At 67.2% G+C, this 24,043-nt stretch carries 24 protein-coding genes; 13 read left to right on the forward strand and 11 right to left on the reverse strand.

What is annotated here, in order from left to right; genetic code table 11:
• Positions 1 to 405: 405 nt before the first annotated feature.
• The 9 genes from ACW175_RS09490 to ACW175_RS09530 all read left to right on the forward strand — a co-directional run bounded on the left by ACW175_RS09490 (position 406) and on the right by ACW175_RS09530 (position 8,540).
• The gene (locus ACW175_RS09490; RefSeq protein WP_012286323.1) at positions 406 to 873 is read left to right on the forward strand and encodes an SRPBCC domain-containing protein; all 468 of its coding nucleotides are present in this window, start codon (positions 406 to 408) and stop codon (positions 871 to 873) included.
• A 46-nt stretch (positions 874 to 919) separates the two neighbouring features.
• Positions 920 to 1,264, forward strand: coding sequence for a DUF190 domain-containing protein (locus ACW175_RS09495; protein WP_012286324.1), 345 nt, complete (start codon positions 920 to 922; stop codon positions 1,262 to 1,264).
• Between the two features lie 65 nt (positions 1,265 to 1,329).
• On the forward strand, positions 1,330 to 1,551 hold the full coding sequence (locus tag ACW175_RS09500) for a hypothetical protein (RefSeq protein ID WP_150108014.1): 222 nt from the start codon (positions 1,330 to 1,332) through the stop codon (positions 1,549 to 1,551).
• Positions 1,552 to 1,639: 88 nt separating this feature from the next.
• Positions 1,640 to 2,011: a hypothetical protein gene (locus ACW175_RS09505; RefSeq protein ID WP_012286325.1), complete on the forward strand. Its 372-nt coding sequence runs from the start codon at positions 1,640 to 1,642 to the stop codon at positions 2,009 to 2,011.
• A gap of 56 nt (positions 2,012 to 2,067) precedes the next feature.
• Positions 2,068 to 3,297, forward strand: coding sequence for a TolC family protein (locus ACW175_RS09510; protein WP_012286326.1), 1,230 nt, complete (start codon positions 2,068 to 2,070; stop codon positions 3,295 to 3,297).
• Positions 3,298 to 3,307: 10 nt separating this feature from the next.
• Positions 3,308 to 4,531, forward strand: a complete 1,224-nt coding sequence (locus ACW175_RS09515; protein ID WP_012286327.1) for an efflux RND transporter periplasmic adaptor subunit — start codon at positions 3,308 to 3,310, stop codon at positions 4,529 to 4,531.
• Positions 4,521 to 4,958 carry a hypothetical protein gene (locus ACW175_RS09520; protein WP_012286328.1) on the forward strand — a complete coding sequence of 146 codons (438 nt, stop codon included), beginning with the start codon at positions 4,521 to 4,523 and terminating at the stop codon, positions 4,956 to 4,958. Before ACW175_RS09515 ends, ACW175_RS09520 begins: the two co-directional genes overlap by 11 nt.
• On the forward strand, positions 4,955 to 8,197 hold the full coding sequence (locus ACW175_RS09525; RefSeq protein ID WP_012286329.1) for a CusA/CzcA family heavy metal efflux RND transporter: 3,243 nt from the start codon (positions 4,955 to 4,957) through the stop codon (positions 8,195 to 8,197). The genes ACW175_RS09520 and ACW175_RS09525 overlap by 4 nt, the downstream gene beginning before the upstream one ends.
• Position 8,198: 1 nt before the next feature.
• Positions 8,199 to 8,540 (forward strand): DUF190 domain-containing protein, encoded by a 342-nt coding sequence (locus ACW175_RS09530; protein ID WP_012286330.1) that lies wholly within the window; start codon positions 8,199 to 8,201, stop codon positions 8,538 to 8,540.
• Positions 8,541 to 8,911: 371 nt separating this feature from the next.
• Here ACW175_RS09530 and ACW175_RS09535 read toward each other — a convergent pair whose 3' ends face one another.
• A complete protein-coding gene (locus ACW175_RS09535) occupies positions 8,912 to 10,009 on the reverse strand; it encodes an acyltransferase family protein (protein WP_012286331.1) in 1,098 nt (365 codons plus the stop codon).
• A gap of 144 nt (positions 10,010 to 10,153) precedes the next feature.
• Positions 10,154 to 10,558, reverse strand: a complete 405-nt coding sequence (locus ACW175_RS09540; protein ID WP_012286332.1) for a MerR family transcriptional regulator — start codon at positions 10,556 to 10,558, stop codon at positions 10,154 to 10,156.
• Between the two features lie 67 nt (positions 10,559 to 10,625).
• Between ACW175_RS09540 and ACW175_RS09545 the strand changes: the two genes are divergently transcribed.
• On the forward strand, positions 10,626 to 11,282 hold the full coding sequence (locus ACW175_RS09545) for a cation efflux transmembrane domain-containing protein (RefSeq protein WP_012286333.1): 657 nt from the start codon (positions 10,626 to 10,628) through the stop codon (positions 11,280 to 11,282).
• A 51-nt stretch (positions 11,283 to 11,333) separates the two neighbouring features.
• Positions 11,334 to 13,292 carry a cytochrome c/FTR1 family iron permease gene (locus tag ACW175_RS09550; RefSeq protein ID WP_012286334.1) on the forward strand — a complete coding sequence of 653 codons (1,959 nt, stop codon included), beginning with the start codon at positions 11,334 to 11,336 and terminating at the stop codon, positions 13,290 to 13,292.
• A gap of 263 nt (positions 13,293 to 13,555) precedes the next feature.
• Here ACW175_RS09550 and ACW175_RS09555 read toward each other — a convergent pair whose 3' ends face one another.
• Positions 13,556 to 13,924: a metal-sensing transcriptional repressor gene (locus ACW175_RS09555; protein WP_492104300.1), complete on the reverse strand. Its 369-nt coding sequence runs from the start codon at positions 13,922 to 13,924 to the stop codon at positions 13,556 to 13,558.
• A gap of 106 nt (positions 13,925 to 14,030) precedes the next feature.
• Here ACW175_RS09555 and ACW175_RS09560 point away from each other — a divergent pair, with 106 nt between their 5' ends.
• Positions 14,031 to 14,813, forward strand: a complete 783-nt coding sequence (locus tag ACW175_RS09560; protein ID WP_049771802.1) for a helix-turn-helix domain-containing protein — start codon at positions 14,031 to 14,033, stop codon at positions 14,811 to 14,813.
• On the opposite strand, the gene ACW175_RS09565 is transcribed toward ACW175_RS09560, so the two are convergent.
• The 3 genes from ACW175_RS09565 to ACW175_RS09575 all read right to left on the reverse strand — a co-directional run bounded on the left by ACW175_RS09565 (position 14,765) and on the right by ACW175_RS09575 (position 16,470).
• On the reverse strand, positions 14,765 to 15,661 hold the full coding sequence (locus ACW175_RS09565; protein ID WP_012286336.1) for a sterol desaturase family protein: 897 nt from the start codon (positions 15,659 to 15,661) through the stop codon (positions 14,765 to 14,767). The genes ACW175_RS09560 and ACW175_RS09565 overlap by 49 nt on opposite strands.
• A 90-nt stretch (positions 15,662 to 15,751) precedes the next feature.
• Positions 15,752 to 16,255 (reverse strand): hypothetical protein, encoded by a 504-nt coding sequence (locus ACW175_RS09570; protein ID WP_012286337.1) that lies wholly within the window; start codon positions 16,253 to 16,255, stop codon positions 15,752 to 15,754.
• Positions 16,256 to 16,257: 2 nt separating this feature from the next.
• Positions 16,258 to 16,470, reverse strand: coding sequence for a hypothetical protein (locus tag ACW175_RS09575; RefSeq protein WP_150108017.1), 213 nt, complete (start codon positions 16,468 to 16,470; stop codon positions 16,258 to 16,260).
• Positions 16,471 to 16,590: 120 nt separating this feature from the next.
• Between ACW175_RS09575 and ACW175_RS09580 the strand changes: the two genes are divergently transcribed.
• Positions 16,591 to 17,160: a TetR/AcrR family transcriptional regulator gene (locus ACW175_RS09580; protein WP_012286338.1), complete on the forward strand. Its 570-nt coding sequence runs from the start codon at positions 16,591 to 16,593 to the stop codon at positions 17,158 to 17,160.
• A gap of 16 nt (positions 17,161 to 17,176) precedes the next feature.
• Here the strand turns inward: ACW175_RS09580 and ACW175_RS09585 are convergent, their stop codons facing one another.
• The 5 genes from ACW175_RS09585 to ACW175_RS09605 form a co-directional block, all read right to left on the reverse strand.
• On the reverse strand, positions 17,177 to 19,528 hold the full coding sequence (locus tag ACW175_RS09585) for a heavy metal translocating P-type ATPase (RefSeq protein WP_492104301.1): 2,352 nt from the start codon (positions 19,526 to 19,528) through the stop codon (positions 17,177 to 17,179).
• Between the two features lie 237 nt (positions 19,529 to 19,765).
• Positions 19,766 to 21,028 (reverse strand): hypothetical protein, encoded by a 1,263-nt coding sequence (locus tag ACW175_RS09590; RefSeq protein ID WP_492104302.1) that lies wholly within the window; start codon positions 21,026 to 21,028, stop codon positions 19,766 to 19,768.
• A gap of 1 nt (position 21,029) precedes the next feature.
• Positions 21,030 to 21,533 (reverse strand): hypothetical protein, encoded by a 504-nt coding sequence (locus ACW175_RS09595; RefSeq protein ID WP_492104303.1) that lies wholly within the window; start codon positions 21,531 to 21,533, stop codon positions 21,030 to 21,032.
• A complete protein-coding gene (locus tag ACW175_RS09600) occupies positions 21,530 to 21,814 on the reverse strand; it encodes a hypothetical protein (RefSeq protein WP_492104304.1) in 285 nt (94 codons plus the stop codon). The genes ACW175_RS09595 and ACW175_RS09600 overlap by 4 nt, the downstream gene beginning before the upstream one ends.
• A gap of 130 nt (positions 21,815 to 21,944) precedes the next feature.
• The gene (locus ACW175_RS09605; RefSeq protein ID WP_492104305.1) at positions 21,945 to 23,867 is read right to left on the reverse strand and encodes a multicopper oxidase domain-containing protein; all 1,923 of its coding nucleotides are present in this window, start codon (positions 23,865 to 23,867) and stop codon (positions 21,945 to 21,947) included.
• Between the last annotated feature and the right edge of the window lie 176 nt (positions 23,868 to 24,043).

A 24,043-nucleotide genomic window follows, 5' to 3' on the forward strand; every position in this document is an offset into this window, starting at 1 on the left:
CGCCCTGGCTGGAACAACCTACCTCCCCATGCCCATCGCGACGAGCGCGCCGAGAGGGTTCCCTCTAAAGTCGGTCGTGGCGATCCAGGAGCCGGACGGCGTCCGGTTCCACGGCGCGGCCTGCCGAAGAACCTTTTCACCGCCGCCGCTCCGCATTCGGGTCGATCGCATTGACGCCTCGGGCCAATTGGTAAGCTCGACCTCGCGGATGTTGTCGGGCCTGGGCGGCCATGCGCGCCACTGCACCTTCTTCGACGTGCCGACGCCCGGCGATCCGAGCCCTGGGGAAAGCGCTCGCGTATGCGCTCAGCGAACCGTGGGACCGTGTCCCGCCGCATCGAAATAGCCGAAGGCTCCGCGCCGCTCTTGGCCTCGACGAGGCGGCGGGCATTTCTAGGACTTGCCATGATTTTCGAAACCGAGATCGATATCGCAGCGCCACCCATGAAAGTCTGGCGCGCACTCACCGACTTTCCCGCCTATCCCAAATGGCATCCATTCCGCACCGTGGCGGGCGAACTGGCCTTGGGCCAGAAGGTGAAGATGCTGGTCAAAACCACGTCCGATCGCCGGCGCAAGGATTCGGGCCGCATCACCCAATTAGTTCCAGGCGAGGCCATCACCTTCACCACGGGCAACCCGATGCTGAAACACACGGAGTGCTACACCCTGACGCCAAGCCGCAGGGGTGTGTTGGTGCGCCATCGCACCGAAATGACGGGACCGGCCGAGTTCCTGTTTCGGTTCGCCAAACCCTTCGTCGCCAACATGCGAATGGCCAGCGAAGTCACCGACAAGGCCCTGGACCGTTATTTGACCACCAACGCTCCGGTCACGAGCGGGGCGCGCAAGCGTCCGCGCACCCGGATCTGATAGCGGGTCGCCACAACACCCTTCGCAACGACAAGGCGCAACTCCAATGACCACCGACGGCCAGCACCTGCTGCGAATTTACTTCGACGCCGCGCTCATGTTTCAGGGCCAGGCTTATGACGGCGTGCTTCTCGCGAGGGCTCGCGAGATGAAGATCGCTAGCGCGGCGGTTCTTCGCGTCAAGCAAGCCTACGGCGACACGGCGATTGTGCACGGCGCCCAGGCGAGAGACTTGGCGCCGGACAAACACCTCATCGTCGAGTTGCTGGACACCCAGCCCAAGCTCAAGGCTTTCGTGGAGACCCTTGAGCTGTCCGTCGAGATCGGCTTGGTGACCTTGGAAAAGGTCCAGGTCGTCGGTTATGGCGGGCATCGCCATCACGGCATGTGAACGCGGATGTCGCCCGTGGGGAACATTGCCCTGATCAAAGACTTCCTTGCTCAAGGAGCTTACTCATGAACACCGCAGCAGCGTCCAACGATCCCTCCGGCCCGGCCGGTCCCAAGCCAGGCGCGCGCCCTGAGCCGTCGCCCGCCGATCCAAAGACCACGCCAGACCCCGCCGATGATAAATCCGGCGGTATGATCGGCGAGGGTGAAGCAAACAACGCCAACGTCGAAGGCGTCGAGAGCGAGACGGAGACGCGCCGCGACGGCGGCATGATCGGCGAGGGGTGAGCGCCCTGCCGGCGGGCCAGCACGGCGCGACCACCGTGACTATGTAACACGTTCCCATGTTGCAGCGCGAAAGCTATAGGTCGCGGCGATGACGACCGTGACGACATGGCTGAAGCACTTGGCGAGCGCGCTGTTCGCTTGCCTGCTGTTGGCTAGTTTCGTGACGCCGTCCGTCCGCACCGGCCTCTGTGCAGGCGACCCCGCCATGGCTGCGATGCAAGTCTTGGCCGCCGAAGCCGCGGGACAGGGCGACTTGGATCTCGAAGCGTTCGCCAACCAAGAGGAGGGCGCTGGCGAGATTTGTCTCGAAGGCCATTGCCATCACGCCTCGCCGTTGATCGACGGCGCCGTCGTTCAACACGCAGTGTTGCAACGCGATGGCGGCAGGTTGGTCCCGCCTTCTTTGGGCATGCCGCCATCTCTCGAACCCGACAGCCCTAGCGAGCCTCCCCGCGCCTGACCTGACCGCGCTCATGCGCGTGTTCGCCATTGTCAGAACGCACATAGGGACTCTCCATGTCACCCCCATACGCCCGGCCCGCCGCCTTGTTCGGCGCGGTCTTGGCCCTCGTGAGCCTCGGCGCGCCTGTGCGCGCCGCCGCCGCGCCCGTTACCCTCGCCGCCGCGCTTGAACGCGCCCAGGCGCAATCTCCGCTGATCACCGCCGCCAGGGCCGCGCTTGCGGCTGAGCAGGGGCGGGCGCGCCAAGCGGGCTTCTCGCCCAATCCTGAAGCCAGTCTGCAGAGCGAGAATATCGCCGGCTCTGGACCCTATGACGGGTTCGCGTCTGCCGAAACCACGCTGGCGATCGGCCAGAGGCTGGAGCTTGGCGGCAAGCGGCGAACCCGGGCTGCGGCCGCCAAGGCCGTGGTCCGCGCCTATGAACTTCGCTTAAGCATCGCCCAAGCGGACCTAGCTCAGGAGGTTCGGACCCGATACGCCGAAGCGCTGTACGCCGACGCCAGGCTTGCCTTGGCCACCGAAGCAGCCGAGCGGGCCGAAAGTCTGGCCGGCATCGCCGCCACCCTAGTCGATGCGGGGCGCGAGCCCCCCCTGCGCGCCTTGCGCGCCCGCACCGCCAGTCAGGAAGCGGCCAGCGCCGTGCTAACCGCGCGGGCGGAGGCGGCCGCGGCCCATCGGGCGCTGGCGACGCTATGGTCCGACCCCGAGCCAACGCTTGAACTGGTCGAACCAGAACGCCTTGAGCGGCCTGCCACGCCCGCCGATCCCACGGCGGCCTTGGACGTGCGCTTGGCGGACGCTGAGCGTGGAGCCGCCGAGGCCGCAATCGACCGTGAACGCGCCGCCGGCCGGCCGGACCTCACCGTTCAAGCGGGTGTGAGACGGTTCGAGCAAACAGGCGATCAGGCCTTGATCGTGGGCTTTACCGCCCCGATCCCGATCCGTGATCGCAACCAGGGCAACGTCGCCGCCGCTCGGGCCGACGCCACGGCCGCCGAGGCGCGACAGCGGCTGGCCTTGGCGCGGGTCGTCCGATCGGTCCGCGACGCGCAGGCAGCGCTTGCCGCCGCCGAAGCGCGGCTCGAGGTGTTGCAAGCCAAGACCGTGCCCCAGGCCGAGGAGGCTGTCCGGCTGTCGCGAGACGGCTTCCAGGCCGGGAAGTTCTCCCTGCTCGACGTGCTCGACGCCCAAGGCGCTCTCTCTGCCGCTCGAAACGATCTCATCGCCGCGCGCCTGGAGCGCGCCAAGGCGTTGGCCGCGCTCGAACGCGCCGCCGCTCAATAGGACCCTGACCATGCCCAAGACCACGGACAAAAAGACATTGCTGGCCGCCGTCGCTGTCAGCGCGCTGCTAGCGGCGGGCGCTGGCGCTCTGATCGGCCGCACCTGGCTGGCGCCCAAGACGCCGTCCGCCGCAGCCGCCAAACTGGCCCCAGCGGAAAACGCGGAAGCTGGCCACAACGAAGAGGCCGGCCATGCCGAAGGCGAGAAGGAGGAGGAAGGCCATATCGAGATGAACGCCGAGCGCCTGGCGGCTTCCGGCATCAAGCTTGAGATTCTCACGCCCGGGAGCCTCGGCGCGGCGATACTGGCCCAGGCCACCGTCACGGCCTCGCCTGCCGGCGCCGCGGTGCTGGCCGCGCGCGCCGATGGCGCGGTCGTGCGGATCAACAAACGGCTGGGCGATCCGGTGTCCGCCGGGGAAGCCTTGGCGCAGATCGAAAGCCGTGACGCCGCCACCATCAGCTCGGAGCGCTCCTCGGCCGCGGCCAGGGCCACCGCCGCGCGTCAGGCCTATGCCCGCGAAAAGCGTCTGTTCGACGCCAAGATCACCGCACGCCAGGACCTGGAAAGCGCCCAGGCCGAGGTAGCGATCGCCGAGTCCGAACTGCGCCGCGCCTCCAGCGCCAGCGCCGCCGCCGGCGTCAGCGCCAACGGTCGCTATATTACGGTGGCCAGCCCGATTTCCGGACGGATTACCGCCGCGCCCGCTGTGCTGGGTTCCTATGTGATCGCCGGCGCGGAACTGTTCCGCATCGCTGACCCGGCCCGTCTGGAAATCCAGGCGTCGCTGCCGTCGGCCGACGCCGCGCGGATCAAGCCGGGCGATCAGGCGATCGTCGAAACCGCCCAAGGCTCGGTCCCGGCCTCCGTGCGCTCGGTTACGCCGGGCGTCGATGTCGCCAGCCGAGCGGCCACCGCGGTGCTGACCCTCGCGCCGGGCCAGACGCAACTCGCGCCTGGCCAAGCGGTCCGCGTTCGGATCACGCCGCGCGGCGCAGCCAGCTCCGAACGTTTCTCTGTGCCCGAAGAAGCGGTCCAGGCCGTGGAAGGCGCCGACACGGTGTTCGTGCGGACCAAGGACGGGTTCGAGGCCCGGGCGGTGAAGGTCGGCCGCCGTGGCGGCGGCCGCATCGAGATCCTGTCCGGCGTCGCCGCTGGCGAACAGATCGCCGGCCAGAGCGCCTTCCTGCTGAAGGCCGAACTCGGCAAGGGGGAGGCTGAGCATGGGCACTAGATCAAACGGTGTGCCGCTAACCGGGCTCGTGGGCGGGTTAGTCATCTTGATCGGGCTTGGCGTGAGCGCGCTCGCGGCCCAGGCTCAAACGCCAGCGCCTTCCGTTGGTCTCTATAGCCAAGGCCGTCTGAAGATCCTCACCGGTACGGTGAGGCCAGAGAAGGACGGCGTCCGTGTCTTCGGACTGGTGCGCCGCGCTGCGCTTTGGCGCGGCGGCGTGGACGGTCATCTTGACATTGATCTCTACGACTTGTCCGGCCGACGCGTCGAACACACCAGCGTCAAGTGGAATGGACGGCTGGGGAGCGGACATGCGGCCCGATACCAGGCGGCGTTTCCGACCCTGAAAATCGAACGCGTGGCGCGTGTCGATGTGACCTACAGCCCCGTCGCCGATGGCGCGCAAGTTTCGGAGGCCGCGCGATGATCGGCAGGATTCTCGACTTCTCCGTCCGCGCGCGCTGGGCGGTCATCGGCGTGGTGGCGCTGATCGCCGCGCTGGGCGTCTACAACCTGGTTCGGCTGCCGATCGACGCGGTGCCCGACATCACCAACAAGCAGGTGCAGATCAACACCGTCGTTCCGGCCTTGGCTCCAGCCGAGGTCGAGAAACTCGTCACCTTCCCGGTCGAAACGGCCATGTCCGGCATCCCCGGCCTGGAAAGCACGCGCTCGATTTCGCGCAATGGCTTTTCCCAGGTCACCATCGTCTTTAAGGAAAAAACTGACCTCTACTTCGCCCGTCAGCAGGTCTCAGAACGCTTGACGGGCGTTGGCCAGACCCTCCCCGAAGGCGCACAGCCATCCATGGGCCCGATCTCCTCGGGTCTGGGCGAGGTGCTGATGTGGACGGTCGCCTATGATCATCCCGGCGGGCGCGGAGCCAAGGTCAAGGACGGCAGCCCGGGCTGGCAGTCTGACGGCGCTTACCTGACCACGACCGGGGAGCACCTGGGGGACGCCACGGCGCAGGCGGCATACCTGCGGGAGATCCAGGACTGGATCGTGCGCCCGCAAATGCGCAGCGTCGCCGGCGTCGCCGGCGTCGATTCCATCGGTGGCTATGAGAAGCAGTTCGCCGTGCAGGCCGACCCCTCGCGCATGGCCGCCTATGGTGTGTCGTTCAGCGAACTGGCCAAGGCGCTGGAAGCCGCCAATATCGCCGTGGGCGCCAACTTCATGGAGCGCGGCGGCGAGGCGTTTCTGGTCCGGGCCGATGCGCGCGTCCGCACGGTCGATGAAATCGGCAACGCGACCGTCGCCAATCGCGACGGCGTGTCGGTGCGCGTTCGCGACGTCGCCACGGTCAAGGTCGGTGGCGGCTTGCGCACTGGCGCGGCGTCGGAGAACGGCGAAGAGGTCGTGGTCGGCACCGTCCTGATGTTGACCGGCGAGAATAGCCGCACCGTGGCTGGCGCCTCGGCCGAGCGCTTGCAGGAGATCGCCAAGAGCCTGCCCCCAGGGGTCAAGGTGCAGATCACCTATGATCGCTCCAAGCTGGTCAACGCCACCATCAAGACCGTCGAGAAGAACCTCGTCGAAGGCGCCTTGCTGGTCATCGTGGTGCTCTTCCTGCTGCTGGGGAACTTCCGAGCTGCGCTGATCACCGCCTTGGTCATTCCGCTGTCGATGCTGATGACCGCCATCGGCATGAACAAGCTGGGGGTGTCGGGCAACCTGATGAGCCTGGGCGCCCTGGACTTTGGCCTGATCGTCGATGGCGCCGTGATCATTGTCGAAAACAGCCTGCGTAGGCTGGCCGAGCGGCAGCACCATGAAGGGCGCTTGCTGACCCTCTCGGAACGTCTGGGCGAGACGCGTGAAGCCGCCCGTGAGATGATCGCCCCGACCGTCTACGGCCAGGCGATCATCCTGCTGGTCTACGCGCCGCTGCTGACCTTCACCGGCGTCGAGGGCAAGACCTTCTCGCCGATGGCCATCACCGTGATGCTGGCCCTGGCCGCGGCCTTTGTACTGTCGCTGACCTTCATCCCGGCGATGATCGCCTTGCTTATTCGCGGCAAGGTCGCCGAGAAGGAAGTGGCCATGGTCCGCTGGACCAAGGTTCGCTACGAGCCGCTTTTGCGCAAGGCGGTCGCCAAGCCGTGGCCGGTGATCGGCGCGGCCGTGGGCATGTTTGTCCTGGCCATGGTCACCTTCTCGTTCCTGGGCCGTGAGTTCACGCCCCAGCTCGACGAGAAGGACCTGGCCGTGCAGGCGCTGCGGATCCCATCGACCTCGCTGGAGCAGTCGCTGCGGATGCAGCGGCAGATCGAGCGGACCATCGCCACCTTCCCGGAGGTGCAGTTCGTCTACTCCAAGACCGGCACGGCCGAGGTGGCCAGCGATCCGATGCCGCCCAACGCTTCGGACAGCTTCATCATTCTCAAGCCCCAGGATGAGTGGCCCAACAAGAAGGAGACCAAAGCCGAGCTCGTCACCCGCATGGAAAAGAAGCTCGAGGGCCTGACCGGCAACGTCTACGAGTTCAGCCAGCCCATCCAGATGCGGTTCAACGAACTGATCGCCGGCGTGCGCGGCGACGTGGCCATCAAGGTTTATGGCGACGACCTGGACGCCATGACCAAGAGCGCCGGCGAGATCGCCACGATCCTGCAGGGCGTCAAGGGCGCGGCTGACGTCAAGGTCGAACAGACCTCTGGCTTCCCGACCCTGGACGTCTCGCTGGACCGCGACGCCATCGGGCGCCTGGGTCTGACGGTGGAAGAGGTCGCCGACACCCTGGCGGTGGCCATGGGCGGGCGCGAGTCCGGCCTGGTCTTCCAAGGCGACCGGCGCTTCGACATCGTCGTTCGTCTGCCCGACGCCACGCGCAACGACCTGGACGCGGTCGGAGCGCTGCCGGTAATGTTGCCGGAACGGGCCGGCGGCGGCGCGCGCCTGTCGGTGCCGTTGCGCGACGTGGCCCGCTTTTCCTACTCGGAAGGTCTCAATCAGGTCAGCCGGGAGAACGGCAAGCGTCGGGTGGTGGTCCAGGCCAATGTGCGTGGCAACGACCTGGGCTCGTTCGTCTCCGAGGCTCAGGCCAAGGTCGATGCGCAAGTCAAGCTGCCGGCTGGATCATGGGTTGAATGGGGCGGGCAGTTCGAGAACCTCAAGGCCGCGCAAGCGCGTCTGGCCCTGGTGGTCCCGCTCTGCTTCCTGCTGATCTTCGCCCTGCTCTACATGGCCCTGGGGGGCTTCGCGCCAGCTTTGGCGGTGTTCTCGGCCATCCCGCTGGCCCTCGCTGGCGGGGTGTTTGGCCTTGCGCTTCGAGGCATCCCGTTCTCGGTCTCGGCTGCGGTCGGGTTCATCGCGCTCTCGGGCGTGGCCGTGCTCAACGGGCTGGTGATGATGACCGCCATCCGCCAGCGGCTCGCCCAGGGTTTCGAGCTGGAAAAGGCGATCATCGACGGGGCCATGGAGCGGCTGCGTCCGGTGATGATGACCGGTCTGGTCGCCTCCCTGGGCTTTGTGCCGATGGCCCTGGCCACCGAAACCGGCGCCGAGGTCCAGCGACCGCTGGCCACCGTGGTCATCGGCGGCCTGATCACCGCCACCGCCCTGACCTTGTTTGTCCTGCCGGCGATCTGCCGGTTCGTCTTGCGCAAGACCCCCAAGGCCTCGATGGGGCCTTCCGCGCCGTCCCAAGGGCAAGGAGCCTAAGATGACCCCGGGCCAAGCACTGCTGCTACGGATCTACACCGACGAAAACGCCATGACCGGCGATCGCCGCTTCTTCGACATCCTCGTCGAACGGGCGCGGTCAATGGGCCTGGCGGGCGCCACCGTGCTGAGGGGACTGCGAGGCTTTGGAGCCTCCAGCACCCTTCACGGCGGCCAGCCCTTCGACTTGGCGCCGAACCTGCCGGTCGTCGTGGAAATCGTCGATGAGGAGGTCGCACTTAAGGCCTTCATCGACACCCTGACGCCAGACGACGAAGTGGGTTTGGTGACCTTGGAGAAGGTCGAGGTGGTCCGCTACGGCGGCCATCGTCGCCCTTACTAGGCCATAGGCGGCGCGCCGGCTGCAACCGGCGCGCCGTTCGTTCAACACCCGATCCTCACGGGGCGCCATGGGCGCCTGACACGACCCCGGCGATCTTAAAAGGCAGAGAATCGTTCATCCTGGCTCCAAGCCGGCGGGCACGTCGCTGTGTCACCGCAAGGAGATGATCGGGCCGATGAATCTTCTGTTGCGCTTGACGTCTCCGTTCGTCGCCAATCTCAGATCGGCCAACGAACGAGGGCGTCGAACGCGAAGCGCAGACGCGACGTGATGCCGGGGTTCGGTCGCGGGCCAGTCGTCGCTGAGCAACGGGCCTCTGCCAGCCATGTAGAAGTCATGGGCGCGGAGGTCGGATCCGCGCTCTGGCCCGGCTAGGACGGTCTGCTCCATAGCGGAGGCAGGACGCCAAGCCGCAGGGTCAAGGGATGGCGGCGCATGGCTTCGCGGGCGGGGCGCTCGACGAGGTGGTGCGCCAGCATGCCCATGGGAATGACGCCCAGCACTAGCGCGATCCAGATCGGCCACGGCAGGGCTTCCGGCGAGACGCCGAGCAGGCGCGCAACGAGCCGGCCCGACACCAGCTGCCACGGGATGCAAACCATGTAGATCGAGAAGCTGATCTCCCCCAGATACACCCAGGCCGGGGCGGTGAGCCGGCGGGAGCCGCTGCTTGAGAGGGTCGCCAGCCCGAAGATCAGGCCGCCGAACGTCAGGACGATCAGCCAGTCTGGCGCGCGCGATGCGCCCGCCGCGGTCGCCAGTCCCACGCAGAGCAGGGCGAACAGGCCGGCGACCCGGGAGGAGGCGACCTGATTGGCCCGCCACAACAGCCACACAGCGCAACCGAGGCCAAAACACGGAATGATGCGCAGGGCGCCCCAGGCGATGGTCGCGCGGCTGAGCAACTGGCCCGTGACCTCCTGGAAGCCAAGGCTGATGGCAGCGAGCGCGAGGGCCGCCAGCCCCACCGCAAGGCGCGGGCGCGCACGCAGCGGCCAGAGGGCGGCGGCGAACACGGGAAAGCCCAGATAGGCGAACCACTCGGCCGAGATGGACCAGGACGGATGATTCCAGCCGCCGTCCAGACCCAGGCCCCAGGCGTGGGTCAACGTCAGTTGGGCGGGCAGGGAGGACCAAGCCAAGATCTTGTCGCCGACGTCCAGACCGAAGACTCGGGCGCATCCAACGACCAGCCCTAGGCCGACCAGGGTGGCGATATGGACGGGATAGATTCGCGCCAGTCGGGCCCAGAGGAACGCGCCATACTGAAACTGGCCCGTCCCAAGGCGCTCCATATAGACGTGGCTGATGATGAAGCCTGACAGCACGAAGAACAGTTCGACGCCCAGATAGCCCTTGGCGATCACGGCCGGCATGCCCAGTCCCAGGCTCGGCGTGAAATCGAACAGCACCACCCACATCGCCGCGAAGAAACGCAACGCGGTCAGCGGCTTGAGATCCTGTGGCATGGCGCTCCCCATCCGGGATGAGCGTCCACGCTAACGGAGTGAGTCCTAAGATAGTGCGACGGGGCGACCTAGTGGCCATGACGCGCACATACGGATGCTGCGGCGAGCTATGAGCGGCCCCGCAGGGCCTAGCTAGATCTTGGTCTAGACGCTCATTTGCCCCGCTAAGGCTTCGATCACCCGACAATCGGCGGCCTGACCCATGCAAGCCGCATCGACCATGCGGCGTAGCTCGCCGCGAAGCGTCTCCAGCTGCGCGATCTTGGCCTCGACGTCTTGAAGCTGTTGCGCCGCCAGGCGGTTGGCCGCGCCGCAATGGCGATCGGGATTGTCCGAAAGATCCAGCAGATTGCGGATCGCTTCGACCGAGAAGCCCAACTGCCGGGCGTGGCGAATGAAGGCCAGACGGCGGACGGCGGCGGCGTCATAGACGCGCCGGTCGTTGGCGGTCCGGATCGGTTCCGGCAGCAGACCGATCTCTTCGTAGAATCGGATGGTCGGGACCTTGACGTCCGAGGCCTTGGCCAGTTGGCCGATCGATAGGGTCATGGGATTTCCTCACCCGACGCAAATAGGCCCTTGATCCTCTAGTGGCTAGAGGATGCACGGTGGCGTCATGAGCGACTCTTGTTCCAGCAAGCCGGTCGCCTCGGGCTGTGGTTGCGGCGCCGAGGTGAAGTTCGACGGCGCTACCCCAGCCTATCGCCGCGCCCTGGCGTGGGTGATCGCGATCAATCTGGTCGGCTTTGTCGTCGTGCTGATTGGTGGCCTGATCCAGGGCTCGGCCGCCTTGTCGGCCAACGCCCTGGACTTCCTGGCCGACAGCGCCACCTACGCGATCAGCCTGTGGGCCATCGGACGCTCCGTGGCCGTTCGCACGGGCGCGGCGTTGTTCAAGGGCGTCAGCCTCGGTGTGGTCGCCCTATCCGTTGTCGGGTTCGCCGCGTGGCGCGCTTGGAGCGGCGCGGCGCCGTCCGGTGAGGCGATCTCGGCCCTAGGGCTGTTTGGCGCCCTGGCCAATCTGGTCGCCGCAGGGCTCCTGGTTCGCTACCGCGACGGCGACGCCAACGTCCGTTCGGTGTGGCTCTGCACGCGCAACGATCTGATCCAGTGCCTGGCCGTCGCCGCAACCGGCGTTCTGGTCTGGCTGACCGGCTCGCGCTGGCCCGACCTGATCGTGGGCGTGCTCCTGGCTGGGGTCTTCCTTATGTCCGCCTACCAGATCATCCGCCAAGCCCTCGACGAACACCGCGCCGACCTCGCGACCTCCTGACACATGCTCAAGCTCTTGCCACATGCGCCGCTTTGCGCCCATGGATTGATAATGATTACTGAACTCAAGGGCCGCTTGGCCTCGATGTTTGCCGGTCTGTTGGCGGTCCTGGTTTTCGCGGTCGCGCCGATGGCCCATGCCCAGGAGGCGACCTCGTCCCAGACCGCCTGGCGGCTGCTGGACTACCTGTCGGTTGACTACGCCGGGGCGGTCAAGGACGGCAAGGTCATCAGTCCGTCCGAATATGCCGAGATGAACGAGTTTGCCGGCCAAGTGCGCGAGCGCATCGCCGGCCTACCGGCCACCAAAGCCCAGCCCGCCCTGGTGTCCAAGGCCGAAAGCTTGCAAGCCGCGATCGCCGCCAAGCAGGCGCCCGATGTCGTCTCGGCCAAGGCCCACGCCCTGGCCAACGCTCTGCTGGCCACCTATCCGACGCCCCTGGCTCCGACCCGGGCGCCGGACCTGGCGCGCGGCGCGGCGCTCTATGCCGAGAACTGCTCGGCCTGCCATGGCGAGACCGGCAAGGCCGACGGTCCCAATGCGGCGGGTCTGGATCCGCCGCCGATCGCCTTCGCCGACGCCGAAAGGGCGCGCCAGCGCAGCGTCTTTGGCCTCTACCAGGTGATCCAGCAGGGTCTCGACGGCACGGCCATGGCCAGCTACGCCCACCTGCCGTCCGACGATCGCTGGGACCTGGCCTTCTATGTCGGGCGCTTTGCGTTCAGCGACGCCGAGGCCGCCGAGGGCGAGAAACTCTGGAACGGAGACGCCGCCGTGCGCGCCCATTTCGCCAATCTCCAGGCCCTGACCCAGGAGACGCCCGGCGCCCTGGCCAAGACCGTCGGCGAGACCAAGGCGCGCGCCCTGACCGCCTATCTGCGCCGCCACCCGGAGGTCGTCACCCGCAAGGACAGCGGCTCGCTCGAAGTGGCCCACCAGAAGCTGGCCGCCAGCCTCAAGGCCTATGAGGCCGGCGACCGCAAGGCCGCCGCCGACCTGGCCCTGGCCGCCTATCTCGACGGCTTCGAGCCTGTCGAACCGATCCTGGGCGCGCGCGACCCGGCCCTGATGCGCCGCATCGAGGGCGCGATGGGCGACGTGCGCGGGGCGATCGGCAAGGCCGCGCCAGCCAGCGAGGTCCGCAGCCAGATCGAGCGCCTGGACGCCCTGTTCGCCACCGCCGGTCGGGCCCTGGCGCCGGAGAAGGCCAGCCGCCTGTCAAGCTTTGCCGGCGCCTTCACTATCCTGCTGCGCGAGGGTCTGGAGGCCCTTTTGATCGTGGTCGCCATGATCGCCTTCCTGCGCAAGGCCGAGCGAACCGATGTCCTGCCTTACGTCCACGGCGGCTGGATCGCGGCCCTGGCGGCCGGCGGCCTGACCTGGGCGGCGGCGACCTTCGTGATCTCGATCAGCGGCGCCAGCCGCGAACTGACCGAAGGGTTCGGCTCGGTGATCGCCGCGGCGGTGCTGATCTCGGTGGGCCTATGGATGCACGGCAAGGCCCAGGCCGACGCCTGGCAGGTCTATATCCGCGAGAAGCTCTCCCACGCTCTTTCCAAGCAGTCGGCCTGGTTCCTGTTCCTGCTGGCCTTCATCGTCGTCTACCGCGAGGTCTTCGAGACGATCCTGTTCCTCACCGCGCTGTGGACCCAGAGCGGCGCGACGGCCGTGCTGTCGGGGGTGGCCCTGGCCGTCGTCGTGCTGGCCATCATCGCCTGGGCCATGCTGCGGTTCTCCAAGCGCCTGCCGATCGGCCAGTTCTTCGAATACAGCGCCAGCCTGATGGCGATCCTGGCGGTCGTCCTGGCCGGCAAGGGCGTCGCGGCGTTGCAGGAAGCGGGCCTTCTGGACCTGCATCCCTTGGCTCTGCCGCGCATCGAACTCCTGGGCTTCTTCCCCACGATAGAGGGGGGCGCGGCCCAGGCGTTGACGCTCGCGATCCTGGTCATCGGGTTCTGGTGGTCACGGCGTGGGGCGAGCGCGGGCGGGCAGGCAGGCGACCCAGCGTGATCTTGTAACGCATTCACGGATCGATCCTCCAAGGCTGTAGGGCGAGCACGAAGCAGCTGAGAACATGGTGGCGCGGTGTGGGAGGGCTCCTGTTGCCCTTCCTGCTGGCGCTCATGGTTCTCTCGCCCGCGATCGACGCTGCGGTCGGCTTTGGCGACAGCGGCGCGACTTCCGCGCCGGTCGCCGAGTCGCCTCGACGGCCAAGCCGGACCAAAGCCCTCCGATCACCGCGACGCCGGCGATGTCTGCCCGAACGGGCACTGTCACCACAGCGCGCCGATGCTGATCGCCCAATTGGAAGATGAGCTGATCCATGCCCTGGTCCAGCCCCTGCATCCGGCGCTCGGAGCCAGGGCCGCGCCGGCCCCGGCCGGACCCGAACGCCCTGCACGCGCCTGACGGACTGCGCGCGAATCATCCTCGGCCGCATGGGCCAGGCAGTGATCGATATGGTCGTGGATCAAGGTCTTTTTGGCGGCGGCGACCGCCTTCTCGATGGCGTGCAGTTGCTGGGCCAGGTCCAGGCACGTGCGGCCCGCCTCGATCATGGCGATGGTCTTGCGCAGATGTCCTTCGGCGCGCTTGAGCCGATTGACGATCTCGGGATGGGTTTCGTGGACGACGTGAGCCATGCAAAGGTCCCATCCCCTAGGAGGGGGTGGAGTCCAGCCAGTTTCGGACGACCGTCCGTGCCTGCAGGCGGGCGTACCGCTTGACTGCTGAGGCGCCGGGGCCAGGATGCGCAACGAGGTGACGATGACCGCGATGCGACCGCACGGCGCCGACCTTCTTGAAGATGAGCCGCCCTCATGGCGAGGCGATCTGGTGGTCGGCGACCTTTGGGCCACATGGCGCGGCGCCGCCGGCGACGCCGCCCCGCATCGCCATCTGGCGGCTCAGGCCGTGATCGCGCCGATGGGCGCGCGCGTCGTCGATGGCGAAGGCGAGCAGCATGGCGCGACCGTGATCCTCATCGATCCGCTTGCCAGCCACGCGCTCTTGCCCATCGTGGAGGCCCAGATCCTGTTCGTGGAACAGGGCGCGATCGGCGCGCCCGCCGTCGCCCCGCTGCTCGAGAGCATCAGGGCGGCGCGGGACACGATCGCCATCATTGGCCCGCCCGAGGCGGGCTTCTGGCGCGCGTGGCTCGACGGAGAAGCGCGATCGTCGCCTTGGCCGCCATCCGGTTCGGAACGCCTTTCCGATCTGATCGATCGGCTCGCGCCGCTCGGGCTGCTGCGCCTCGAAACCGCCGCCTCGGCGTTTGGGCTTTCCAGCTCTCGGTTTCGGCATCGCTTTTCCGAAAGCTTTGGACTGCCGTTCCGCCGGTATGTCTTGTGGCGACGACTACGTCTGGCGGCCGTCGCCATGATGCAAGGGGCGGATGCGACCGACGCCGCCCACGCCGCGGGCTTCGCAGACCAGTCCCATTACGCCCGGACCCTGCGAGCGATGTTCGGCGTGACCGCCGGTCAGGCCTTGTCGAAGCCCCGGCTGGCGCCTGGGTCGCGCCTATCCTGAGCCCCGGTCTGCGGGTGAAACGGCTCGACGAGTTGGCGGACATAGCCAGACGGATAGTCGGGGCGTTCCTCGATCCCCAGGTCCCGCGAGGTAAAGCGGCGCTGGGCATCGAAGACCGCTGTTCCCAGCAGGTGGTCCCAGATCGTCGTGAACAGGCCGAAATTGACATTGCCCAGGCGAGCGCTGCTCTGGTGGTGGAAGCGATGCACCGGCGCCAGCGCCAGCATGCGGCGCAGCGGCCCGATCCGCATGTCGACGTTCGAATGCTGCAGGAGCAACTGGATCGCCACGGCGAAGGCCAGCAGGGCGCCGATGTTCAGCGGCAGGCCGATCAGGATCAGCGGCGCGACCCCCATCGTGGTTTCGACGGCCTGATGCACGGGATGTTTCATCAATCCGTTGAGCCCGTAGAGACGGCGCGCTGAGTGGTGGACGGCATGGAAGCGCCAAAGCCAGCTGATCTTGTGGCTGGCATAGTGGGTCAAGGTGATGCCAGCGTCGGCGACCAGAATGGCCAGGAGAAGCTGGAGCGCAAGCGGCAGGTTCGCCGGCCACAGGGCCTTGAACGGCGAGATCAGCGTCAAGAGGGGGATAAGGCCGAGGGCAAGGCTATTACTGGCTTCATTGACCAGGGCATGAGCGAGGTCGCGACCGCGATCGTGATGGTCGTGGTTCCAGTCAGGGTGATAGGGCGCCAAGCGCTCGGCCAGGAACGAGGCGCCGATCGCCGCGACGAGCAGCGGCGCCAGCAGCCATAACGGCGCGCCTCCGGCGACCAGGGCGATGGCCAGGCCGTTGAAGCCCAGCAGCATGGCTGGGGCATAAAGCAGGGTGAGCGCGGCGCGCATGGCAAGCCTCCGAGCGGATGATCCGTCGTCCGGACCTTGGCGTTGTCCGGGGCTTACCGCTTGAACGTAGGGGCTAGGTCCCTAAAGCCGTTACAGCGCGTGCTGCCGACGCGCGCCGTATCGCGTCAGGCCTTGCGGCTTGTAGATCGACAACACCGCGGGCACGAGCAACACCAGCAGGCCGCCCGCTGCGTGGACGAGAAGCTGGATCCCCACGACCCGAAGGTCCGCCCTGGCCAGGATCGTCTCGGAGGCCAGACGGGCGGCCTGGTCGATCAAGTCGAGCTTCACCAGCAGTACGGCGGTGGCGAACAGGGTCATCAGCAGCTTGATCAAGACCCAGTAGTGGCGAAACAGCCCCCAGGCGGTGCCCAGCGATTGGATGAGCCCGGTGGCCAGGGCCGCCAGGGCCAGGGGCGTCACGACCAGCCGGGCGATCAAAGCCATGGCCGGATAGGCGGCGCGCACCATCTGAGGGTCGCGGCCGGCCAGGCCGGCGACGGACAGCGCCAGGAAGGCGGCGATGGCGCCGAGCAGGCCGACCGATGCGGTGACGTGGACGGTGAGCGCCAGCTTGCGCAGGCCCGGCGACATGATCACGACGGTCGAGGTCCGTGATCTATGGCGGCGGACGGGTTTCGGCCCGAACCACCAAGGCCGTGCCGCGGCGCCAGCCCGGTGAGATGCAGGACGACGAACAGCAGGACGAGGACGACGCCGACCACCTGAAAGGTCCTCACCCAGGCCGGCGTGCGATGGGGCGGCGGCCGGCCGGATGCGCTATCGCCGTCGGGAGAGGGGCTGGACATATTGGTCCTCGACGATGGGGCCGACGGAGGCGGGTTCTCCATTTATCAATACATAGTGTCTCGATAGAGTCAAGGTGTCTCGGCCTTGGACATCGTTCTGGATCCGCCTATGCTGGGCGGATGCCGAAGCTGTGGGACGAGACGATCGAGACGCATCGCCTGGCGGTGCGCGAAGCCACGCTGGACACCACGGCGGCGCTGGTCGCTGAGCACGGGCTGGCGTCGGTGACGATGTCGAAGATCGCCGCGCAGACCGGCATCGGTCGCGCGACGCTCTACAAGTACTTCCCCGACATCCAAGCGATCCTGATGGCCTGGCACGAACGGCAGGTCGGCCACCACCTTCGACAGCTCGCCGCGGTGCGCGACCAGGCGGGCGATCCTGGCCAGAAGCTGCAAGCCGTCCTTGAGGCCTTCGCGCTGATTTCCCATCAGCGCCACGATGGCGAGCTGGCGGCGCTGCTGCATCGTGGCGATCATGTCGTCCGGGCGCACCAGCAACTACATGACCTCATTCGTGATCTGGTGATCGAGGGCGCGAAGACCGGGGCGCTGCGCGACGACATCGCGCCGGATGAGCTTGCGACCTATTGCCTGCACGCCCTGACGGCGGCCAGTAGTCTTGCGTCCAAGGCCGCCGTTCAGCGGCTCGTCGCCGTCACCCTGGCGGGCTTGCGCCCGCAACCCTGACCCCGTCCACCTCGGCTCAGAGCTTCACGACCCGAAGCCGCAGGGCGTTGCTGATCACGCTGACCGACGACAGCGCCATGGCCGCCGCGGCGATCTGCGGCGAAAGCAGCCAGCCGAACATGGGATAGAGCGCCCCGGCGGCGATCGGGACTCCGGCCACATTGTAGATGAAAGCGAAGACCAGGTTCTGGCGGATGTTGCGCATCACCATCCGCGACAGGCGGCGCGCCCTGACGAGGCCCTGCAGGTCACCCTTCAGCAACGTCACCCCGGCGCTTTCGATGGCCACGTCCGAACCGGCGCCCATGGCGACGCCGACATCGGCGGCGGCCAGCGCCGGGGCGTCATTGACGCCGTCGCCGGCCATGGCCACGACGCGGCCTTCGGCGCGCAGCTTCTGGACGACCTTGGCTTTGTCCTGCGGCAGCACCTCGGCTTCGACATCCTCGATGCCCAAGCGCTTGGCGACGGCCAGCGCCGTGGTGCGATTGTCGCCGGTCATCATCACCAGCCGGACGCCGTCGGCCTGCAGGGCTCGCACCGCCTCCGGCGTGGTCGGCTTGATCGGGTCGGCGATGCCAAGCACGCCCGCCAGGCGACCGTCGATCGCCGCGAAGACGGCGGTCGTCCCGTCCTGGCGAAGGGCTTCGGCCTGCGTCAGCAGCGCGGTTAGGTCGATGCCCTGCTCGGCCATCAGCGGCGCGCCGCCGAGCACGATCTTCTTGCCATCGACCATGCCGATCACGCCCCGGCCGACCGGCGAGTCGAAGTCGGCGGCCTCCGATAGGGACAGGCCGCGATCCTTGGCCGCGCGCAGCACCGCGTCGGCGAGGGGATGCTCGCTGCCGCGCTCCAAGCTGGCCGCCAGCCGCAGGAGTTCGCCTTCATCGATGCCGGCCACGGTCTCGATGGCGGTAACGGCCGGCCGACCCTCGGTGAGGGTGCCGGTCTTGTCGATCACCAGGGTGTCGATCTTCTCGAAGCGCTCGAGGGCTTCGGCGTTCTTGATCAGCACGCCGGCCTGCGCGCCCCGGCCCACCCCGACCATGATCGACATCGGCGTGGCCAAGCCCAGCGCGCAGGGGCAGGCGATGATCAGCACCGAGACGGCGGCGACCAGGGCATAGGCCAACCGGGGGTCTGGTCCGACGATCGCCCACGCGGCGAAGGCGACGGCCGCCACGGCGATGACAGCGGGCACGAACCAGCCGGCGACCTGATCGGCCATCCGCTGGATCGGCGCGCGGCTGCGCTGTGCGTCGGCGACCATCTGCACGATGCGCGAGAGCAAGGTGTCGGCGCCCACCTTCTCGGCCCGCATCACGAAGGAGCCGGTCTTGTTGATCGAGCCGGCGATGACCTTGCCGCCCGGCTCCTTGGTCACCGGCATGGATTCGCCCGTCACCAGGGACTCGTCGATCGACACGCGGCCCTCGACGATCTCGCCATCCACCGGCACCCTCTCGCCCGGACGGACCCGCAGTCGGTCGGCCACGAGGACGAGGTCGAGCGTGACCTCTTCGTCGGTCCCGTCATCGCGGATGCGCCGCGCGGTCTTGGGAGCAAGGTTGAGCAGGGCCTTGATCGCCCCACTGGTCCGTTCGCGGGCCCGCAGTTCGAGGACCTGTCCCAGGAGCACCAGCACGGTGATCACGGCCGCCGCTTCGAAATAGACCGGGACCGCGCCCGCGGCGTCGCGGAAAGCGGGCGGGAAGACGCCGGGAGCCAGCACCGCCACCATGCTGTAGAGCCAGGATACGCCGACGCCCATGGCGATGAGCGTGAACATATTGAGCTGGCGCGTTCGCAGCGAGGCCCAGCCGCGCACGAAGAAGGGCCAGCCGGCCCAGAGCACGACAGGCGTCCCCAGCGCCAGCTGGATCCAATTGGACGTTTGGCGGCTCATCAACATCATCAGGCCGCTGAGGTGGCCGCCCATCTCCAGCGCGAAGACCGGGGCGGTGAGCGCCAGGCCGATCCAGAACCGCCGGGTCATGTCGTCGAGTTCGTGGCTTGGCCCGGACTCCGCCGTCACCGTCACCGGCTCGAGCGTCATGCCGCAGATCGGGCAGGAGCCGGGACCGACCTGCCGGATCTGCGGGTGCATGGGACAGGTGTAGATCGTCCCTTCGGCCGCGGCGGGCGCGGCCTGCGTGGCCGTCGCCAGATAGCGCTCGGGGCTGGCGATGAACTTGTCGCGGCAGCCCGCCGAACAGAAGGAAACCGTCCTGCTCCCATGCTCGACATGGTGGGGCGTTTTGCGCGGATCGACCGTCATGCCGCAGACGGGATCGATGGCCGGATCGGCTTGGGGCGATACGCTCGTCTGCGCCCCATGGTCGTGATCGTGACTCTGGGCGCGGGTCATGTCGTCCCTATCTAGCCTCGCGGCGGCTTCGCAAATCGTGTGGACGCGCGCCCATATGCGCAATGGAGAATGGGCGAGACGCCTTCGCGGGGTATATGCCGCAACGTCACAGCTGGGGATTTGATCCAGGACAAGAAGCCAGGCCGTTCAGTCGCCTGAGCCACATGAAGGGCCTGGCGCGCGCCGCGGCCGGCGGTCCAGGACGATCGCCACGGAGACGACTTGCGACGGCCGCCATCAGATGACGAAGACCGGCGCGAAGCCCCCTCCCGGCGTCCTGAAGTTGGTTGTCTGTCCCTGGTAGACGCGCGCGGCCATCAAGAGCGGCGAACCGGCATAGGTGTAGAGGCGCACGTCCAGCTTCAGCGACTTGGTCTCGCCGTCGATCCTGATCCGCCGCTCGCCGGGCGCGGCGAAGGCCTGGGCGATGTAGCCGCCCCGCCGGATATCCTCCCAGACGCCTCGCGTGACCTTGTCGCCGCGATAGACCGCCTTGCCCCCATAACCCGCCGCCGGCTTGAAGAAGTAGCGCTTGCGCGCCGTCCAGAGTTGGTCGGCATTGTCGGCGGTGATCATTCGGGTCGCGGGCACGGCCGCCAGGCTTTGCCGCTGAACGGATGTGATGGCCCACCCGCTCGTCGCGCCCGGATCCGAGAGCAGGGTCAGGTTGCGCTTGTCGGCCAGGAGCGCGTGGTTGCGAGGATTGGGGGTGAGGACAACGGCGCCCGCCAGATAGGCTTCTCGTAGCGGTTGATGGCCGTCGTCGCTCAGGGCGAAGTCCACAAGGCGGTTGTAGACAAGGTCGACCGTCTGGCCTTCGAACGCCAACCGGCCGTCGGCGAAGCGGAGCTCCGTAGGATCGACCACCCAGGCCTCCAGGTCGTGGCGCTCAAAGAAGCGTTGCGCCAGCAGGAACTCGGGAAACAGGTACTGCTCCCGCGGTCGATCATCGACGATGGCGATCGTTCGCGGTTGTCCCGCGCGACCTTGCGCGCGCCACTCCGCCAGGAACATCTCCCAGGCGACCGTCTCGAATTGACCTGGCGGCGCGCCACGCATCGCATCGTCCGCCTCGCGGCAGCAGGCTCTTTGCGCGCGCGCCAGCATGGCGTTGAGGAAGGCGCCGCCCGCATTGGTGTTGACCTCGATGAGCTTGGGCCCGTCTGCGCCGAGGTGAAAGTCGTAACCCATGAAGACCCCGCGCGGGCCAAAGTCCTGTCGCGCGATCGCCGGCGCCCAGCGCAGGACCGCCGCTTGGTAGGCGGGGTCCTGGACGGCGGCTTCGATAGCCCCGACAATATCCAGCATCGCCGCCAGATCACTCTTGGCGATGAACACCGGTCCGCCGGAGAACAGATTGGGTCGCGCGGCCATCAGGGTCGCGACGAGGCCTGGTTCCGGCGCTTGCGCCTGGATCGCGGCCAGCAGGCCGGCGCTGTCGAGCGTGATGCAGAAACACTCCCTGTTCAGCACCGCGTCGCGATCAGGGGAACGATCCATCTCAGCGCTCATTCAGGCGGCCCGCGTCGCGCGCGGCCAGGGCGATGGCGACGGCCCAGGCCGCGACGGGAAGGATCAGCAGCCATCGGAAGTCGGACGCCAGGACAAGGTTCACCACGCTCATCGTTCCCACCGACAGCGCGCCCGCGCCGCCAAGCAAAGCAAGTTCGCGCCGATCCGGCGCATGGCCCCGGCTTAGGCGCAATGCAAGCGCCGCGGTCAACACCCCCAGCGCCGCCATCTGCCCGCCCAGCACGACGAACACCAACTGCAGCCAGCGCTCCAGCCTTGGCGCCGCCGCCGTGAGCGCTCCGGACGCGGTCCCGAGGAACCGAAGATCCTCCGCAAGGAGTGGCGGGCGGAGCATGGCGAAGTAGAGGCCGATCGCCAGTTGATAGGCCGCGCAAGCGCCCAGCAGCAGGGCGGCGAGGCGATGGGGGCTCGCCGACGCTGCGCCGGGATCTGGGGGCTGGTGGTCAGCCGCATGGGAGGGGCGATCGATCAACGTTCCAGGAACGAAAGCGCATTGTAGGCCAGCGCGAGCAACGCGCCGACCAGGGTCCCAAAAGCCAGCGACCAGCAAAGGCCCATCGCCAGGGCCGCCACCGATCCGGCGGGCTCCACCGTGAAAATCGCAACGTACATGTGGCTGGCGCTGAGCCATCCGATCGCCGCGCCGCTCCAGCACAGTAGGAACACCGCCCCCAGCGTGGCGGCGACCGCGAGCGCGCTACGAAGAACGGGGAGCCGCCCACGGATAGCGCGGGTGTCGCCGGAGTTCGCCATGACCAGGGGAGTCCTTCCGAGAGTCCAAGCCGCCGCGTCCGCAATGGTTCCACGCGTTCAGGCCTCCTTCACCGCCGATGGCTCCCCGACCAAGGTTTCAGGGTGAAAAGGCCAGGCGCCACGCCCGCAGCTAGCGGACGTCGATCACCATCATCAGGCCGCCGCCGCCCTGGGTCTCGACGTTGTTGTTGGTCGTGTGGTGGCCGATATGGCAGTGGATCAGCCATTTTCCGGGCTTGAGCGCCGTCCAGATGACGTCGTAGCGCTGACCAGGTCCGATATTGATCGTGTCGGCCTTGAAGCGGGCCGAGGGCTGCAGGGTCTCGCCGTCGCGGGCCACCACCTCGAATGGACCGCCGTGGATGTGAATCGGGTGGATGAAACCGTTGTTGGAGCCGATCATCCGGACCTTGAGGGTTTCGCCCACCCTCATGTGAATGGTGTCGGTTGCCGGAAACGCCTTGCCATTGAAGGTGAAGAAGTTGGGCTGGCCGCCGTCCATGGGCATCGCCGGGTAGGTCAGGCCCTCGCGCTTCAGCCATTCCTGCAATTGCAGCACATATTCGTGGTCGGCCCTTAGACTGGGGTCGGGCGTCTTGGGGTCGATGATGAGCGCGCCGTAAAGCCCAAGCCCCTGCTGGCGGTCAACATGGTCGTGCGAGTGATAGAGGTAGGCGCCGCTCTGCACCGCGGTGAAGGCGTAGCGATAGGCCTTCCCGTTCTCGATCGGCGCCTGGGTGATCATCGCCGGGCCGTCCATGATATTGGGCAGGATCAACCCATGCCAATGGACAGTGGTGGACTCTGGAAGTCGATTGGTCACGTCGATCCGAACCTTGTCGCCCTCGTTGAAGCGGATGGTCGGGCCCGGGACCTGGCCGTTGAAGCCATAGGCGTCGACCGTGACGCCCGGCAGGATCGTCCAGCGGAACACCGAGGTCTCCAATTCGAAAATCTTGACGCCGTTCTCCAGGCGGAAGGGCAGGGGGCGGGCTCCGCGCACCTCCACGCCGTAGGTCGCCTTGACCTGACGCGGATCGACCGCCGCCATGTCGATCATCGCCTCGGCCGGCGTGTCGCGATCCATGATCATGCCTGGCGGCATGATCGCGCCGCCGACCTGGTGGGCCGACAGTGTCATGTTGATCCAGTTCCAGGGTGCGATCATCCCCGCGACCAGGGCCAGACTCGAGACGATGCCGAGCGTGGCAATCTGGGCCGAGGTGGCGTCGGACGCCATACCGGGGCTGTCGGGGGCCATGGTCGCGTGGGCGCCATGATCCGGATGTTCGCCGCCGGCCATCGCCTTGGCCATCTTGTGGCCGGCATGCGGGTCGGCGGTCGCCTTCGCCTTGGCCTGGGACCCAAGGTCGAACTTCGCGCCCGATTTGCGTTCGGTCATCAGGCCGTGTTTGAGGGCCTTGGAGACCAGCCAGACATTGGACGGAAAGGCCAGGGCGAAGCCGGCGACGACGCCCAGGCTCATCACGCCCCAGAAGATCAGTTCGGTCGGAACCATGGCCCGCATGTCGCGGCCCATCATCAGGAAGCTCATCACCGGAGCCATGCCGGCCATCATGAAGTTCATGCTGATCAGTTCGGGAATGAAACTGCGGCGGACATTCTGCCAATAGGTCCCGCCCATCATCGACTTCATGAACAGGGCCTGGAAGATGAACAGGCCGAACGCGAAACCGAAGGCGTATTCGACCAGGAGGTCCAGCCACATCGGCAGGCCCAGGGTCGCGGTGATCACCGCCGCCAGAATGATCCCCGTAGCGTCGCCGGCGATGCAGTGGATGGTCGAGCCGACGCCCTGCTTCCACAACGGCTTGACGAAGGCTTCGTGCTCACCGGGACGGGGCTCCTTGTCGGCCAGCACGTACAGCAGCAGGCCGATGGGCCCCGTATAAAGAGTCACCAGGATGAAACCCCACTTCATCACAACCGGCTCGGGGTTGTTGCGATACTGGTCGACGGCGACATAGACCGTGCAGAGCGCGGCGACGGAAAACCAGCCCACCAGGAAGTAGTCGATCGGTTGGATTAGCATCGGTGCTTCCTGCCGGAATAAAGATTCCAATGATGGGAAGGATATCGACCCGGTCAAATTCATTGGGACCAGCCATCGACACGACAACGGCGAATGAGCGGTCGAGGTTGCCCGCTTCTTGACTTGGAAAGCAAGGCGTCGCCGCCTATTGACCAAGGGTGCGGCCGGGGAGAGAT

Source organism: Caulobacter sp. FV1ye6ST (assembly GCF_058681225.1).

Bases quoted from the DNA above. Each gene is read 5' to 3' on its own strand.
- ACW175_RS09605 (WP_492104305.1), bottom strand. From the start codon at position 23,867: ATGCTAATCCAACCGATCGACTACTTCCTGGTGGGCTGGTTTTCCGTC.
- ACW175_RS09555 (WP_492104300.1), bottom strand. From the start codon at position 13,924: ATGGCTCACGTCGTCCACGAAACCCATCCCGAGATCGTCAATCGGCTC.
- ACW175_RS09600 (WP_492104304.1), bottom strand. From the start codon at position 21,814: ATGGCGAACTCCGGCGACACCCGCGCTATCCGTGGGCGGCTCCCCGTT.
- ACW175_RS09575 (WP_150108017.1), bottom strand. From the start codon at position 16,470: ATGTCCAGCCCCTCTCCCGACGGCGATAGCGCATCCGGCCGGCCGCCG.
- ACW175_RS09510 (WP_012286326.1), top strand. From the start codon at position 2,068: ATGTCACCCCCATACGCCCGGCCCGCCGCCTTGTTCGGCGCGGTCTTG.
- ACW175_RS09515 (WP_012286327.1), top strand. From the start codon at position 3,308: ATGCCCAAGACCACGGACAAAAAGACATTGCTGGCCGCCGTCGCTGTC.
- ACW175_RS09560 (WP_049771802.1), top strand. From the start codon at position 14,031: ATGCGCAACGAGGTGACGATGACCGCGATGCGACCGCACGGCGCCGAC.
- ACW175_RS09540 (WP_012286332.1), bottom strand. From the start codon at position 10,558: ATGACCCTATCGATCGGCCAACTGGCCAAGGCCTCGGACGTCAAGGTC.
- ACW175_RS09570 (WP_012286337.1), bottom strand. From the start codon at position 16,255: ATGTCGCCGGGCCTGCGCAAGCTGGCGCTCACCGTCCACGTCACCGCA.
- ACW175_RS09530 (WP_012286330.1), top strand. From the start codon at position 8,199: ATGACCCCGGGCCAAGCACTGCTGCTACGGATCTACACCGACGAAAAC.
- ACW175_RS09535 (WP_012286331.1), bottom strand. From the start codon at position 10,009: ATGCCACAGGATCTCAAGCCGCTGACCGCGTTGCGTTTCTTCGCGGCG.
- ACW175_RS09490 (WP_012286323.1), top strand. From the start codon at position 406: ATGATTTTCGAAACCGAGATCGATATCGCAGCGCCACCCATGAAAGTC.
- ACW175_RS09580 (WP_012286338.1), top strand. From the start codon at position 16,591: ATGCCGAAGCTGTGGGACGAGACGATCGAGACGCATCGCCTGGCGGTG.
- ACW175_RS09505 (WP_012286325.1), top strand. From the start codon at position 1,640: ATGACGACCGTGACGACATGGCTGAAGCACTTGGCGAGCGCGCTGTTC.
- ACW175_RS09565 (WP_012286336.1), bottom strand. From the start codon at position 15,661: ATGCGCGCCGCGCTCACCCTGCTTTATGCCCCAGCCATGCTGCTGGGC.
- ACW175_RS09500 (WP_150108014.1), top strand. From the start codon at position 1,330: ATGAACACCGCAGCAGCGTCCAACGATCCCTCCGGCCCGGCCGGTCCC.
- ACW175_RS09550 (WP_012286334.1), top strand. From the start codon at position 11,334: ATGATTACTGAACTCAAGGGCCGCTTGGCCTCGATGTTTGCCGGTCTG.
- ACW175_RS09590 (WP_492104302.1), bottom strand. From the start codon at position 21,028: ATGGATCGTTCCCCTGATCGCGACGCGGTGCTGAACAGGGAGTGTTTC.
- ACW175_RS09525 (WP_012286329.1), top strand. From the start codon at position 4,955: ATGATCGGCAGGATTCTCGACTTCTCCGTCCGCGCGCGCTGGGCGGTC.
- ACW175_RS09520 (WP_012286328.1), top strand. From the start codon at position 4,521: ATGGGCACTAGATCAAACGGTGTGCCGCTAACCGGGCTCGTGGGCGGG.
- ACW175_RS09545 (WP_012286333.1), top strand. From the start codon at position 10,626: ATGAGCGACTCTTGTTCCAGCAAGCCGGTCGCCTCGGGCTGTGGTTGC.
- ACW175_RS09585 (WP_492104301.1), bottom strand. From the start codon at position 19,528: ATGACCCGCGCCCAGAGTCACGATCACGACCATGGGGCGCAGACGAGC.
- ACW175_RS09495 (WP_012286324.1), top strand. From the start codon at position 920: ATGACCACCGACGGCCAGCACCTGCTGCGAATTTACTTCGACGCCGCG.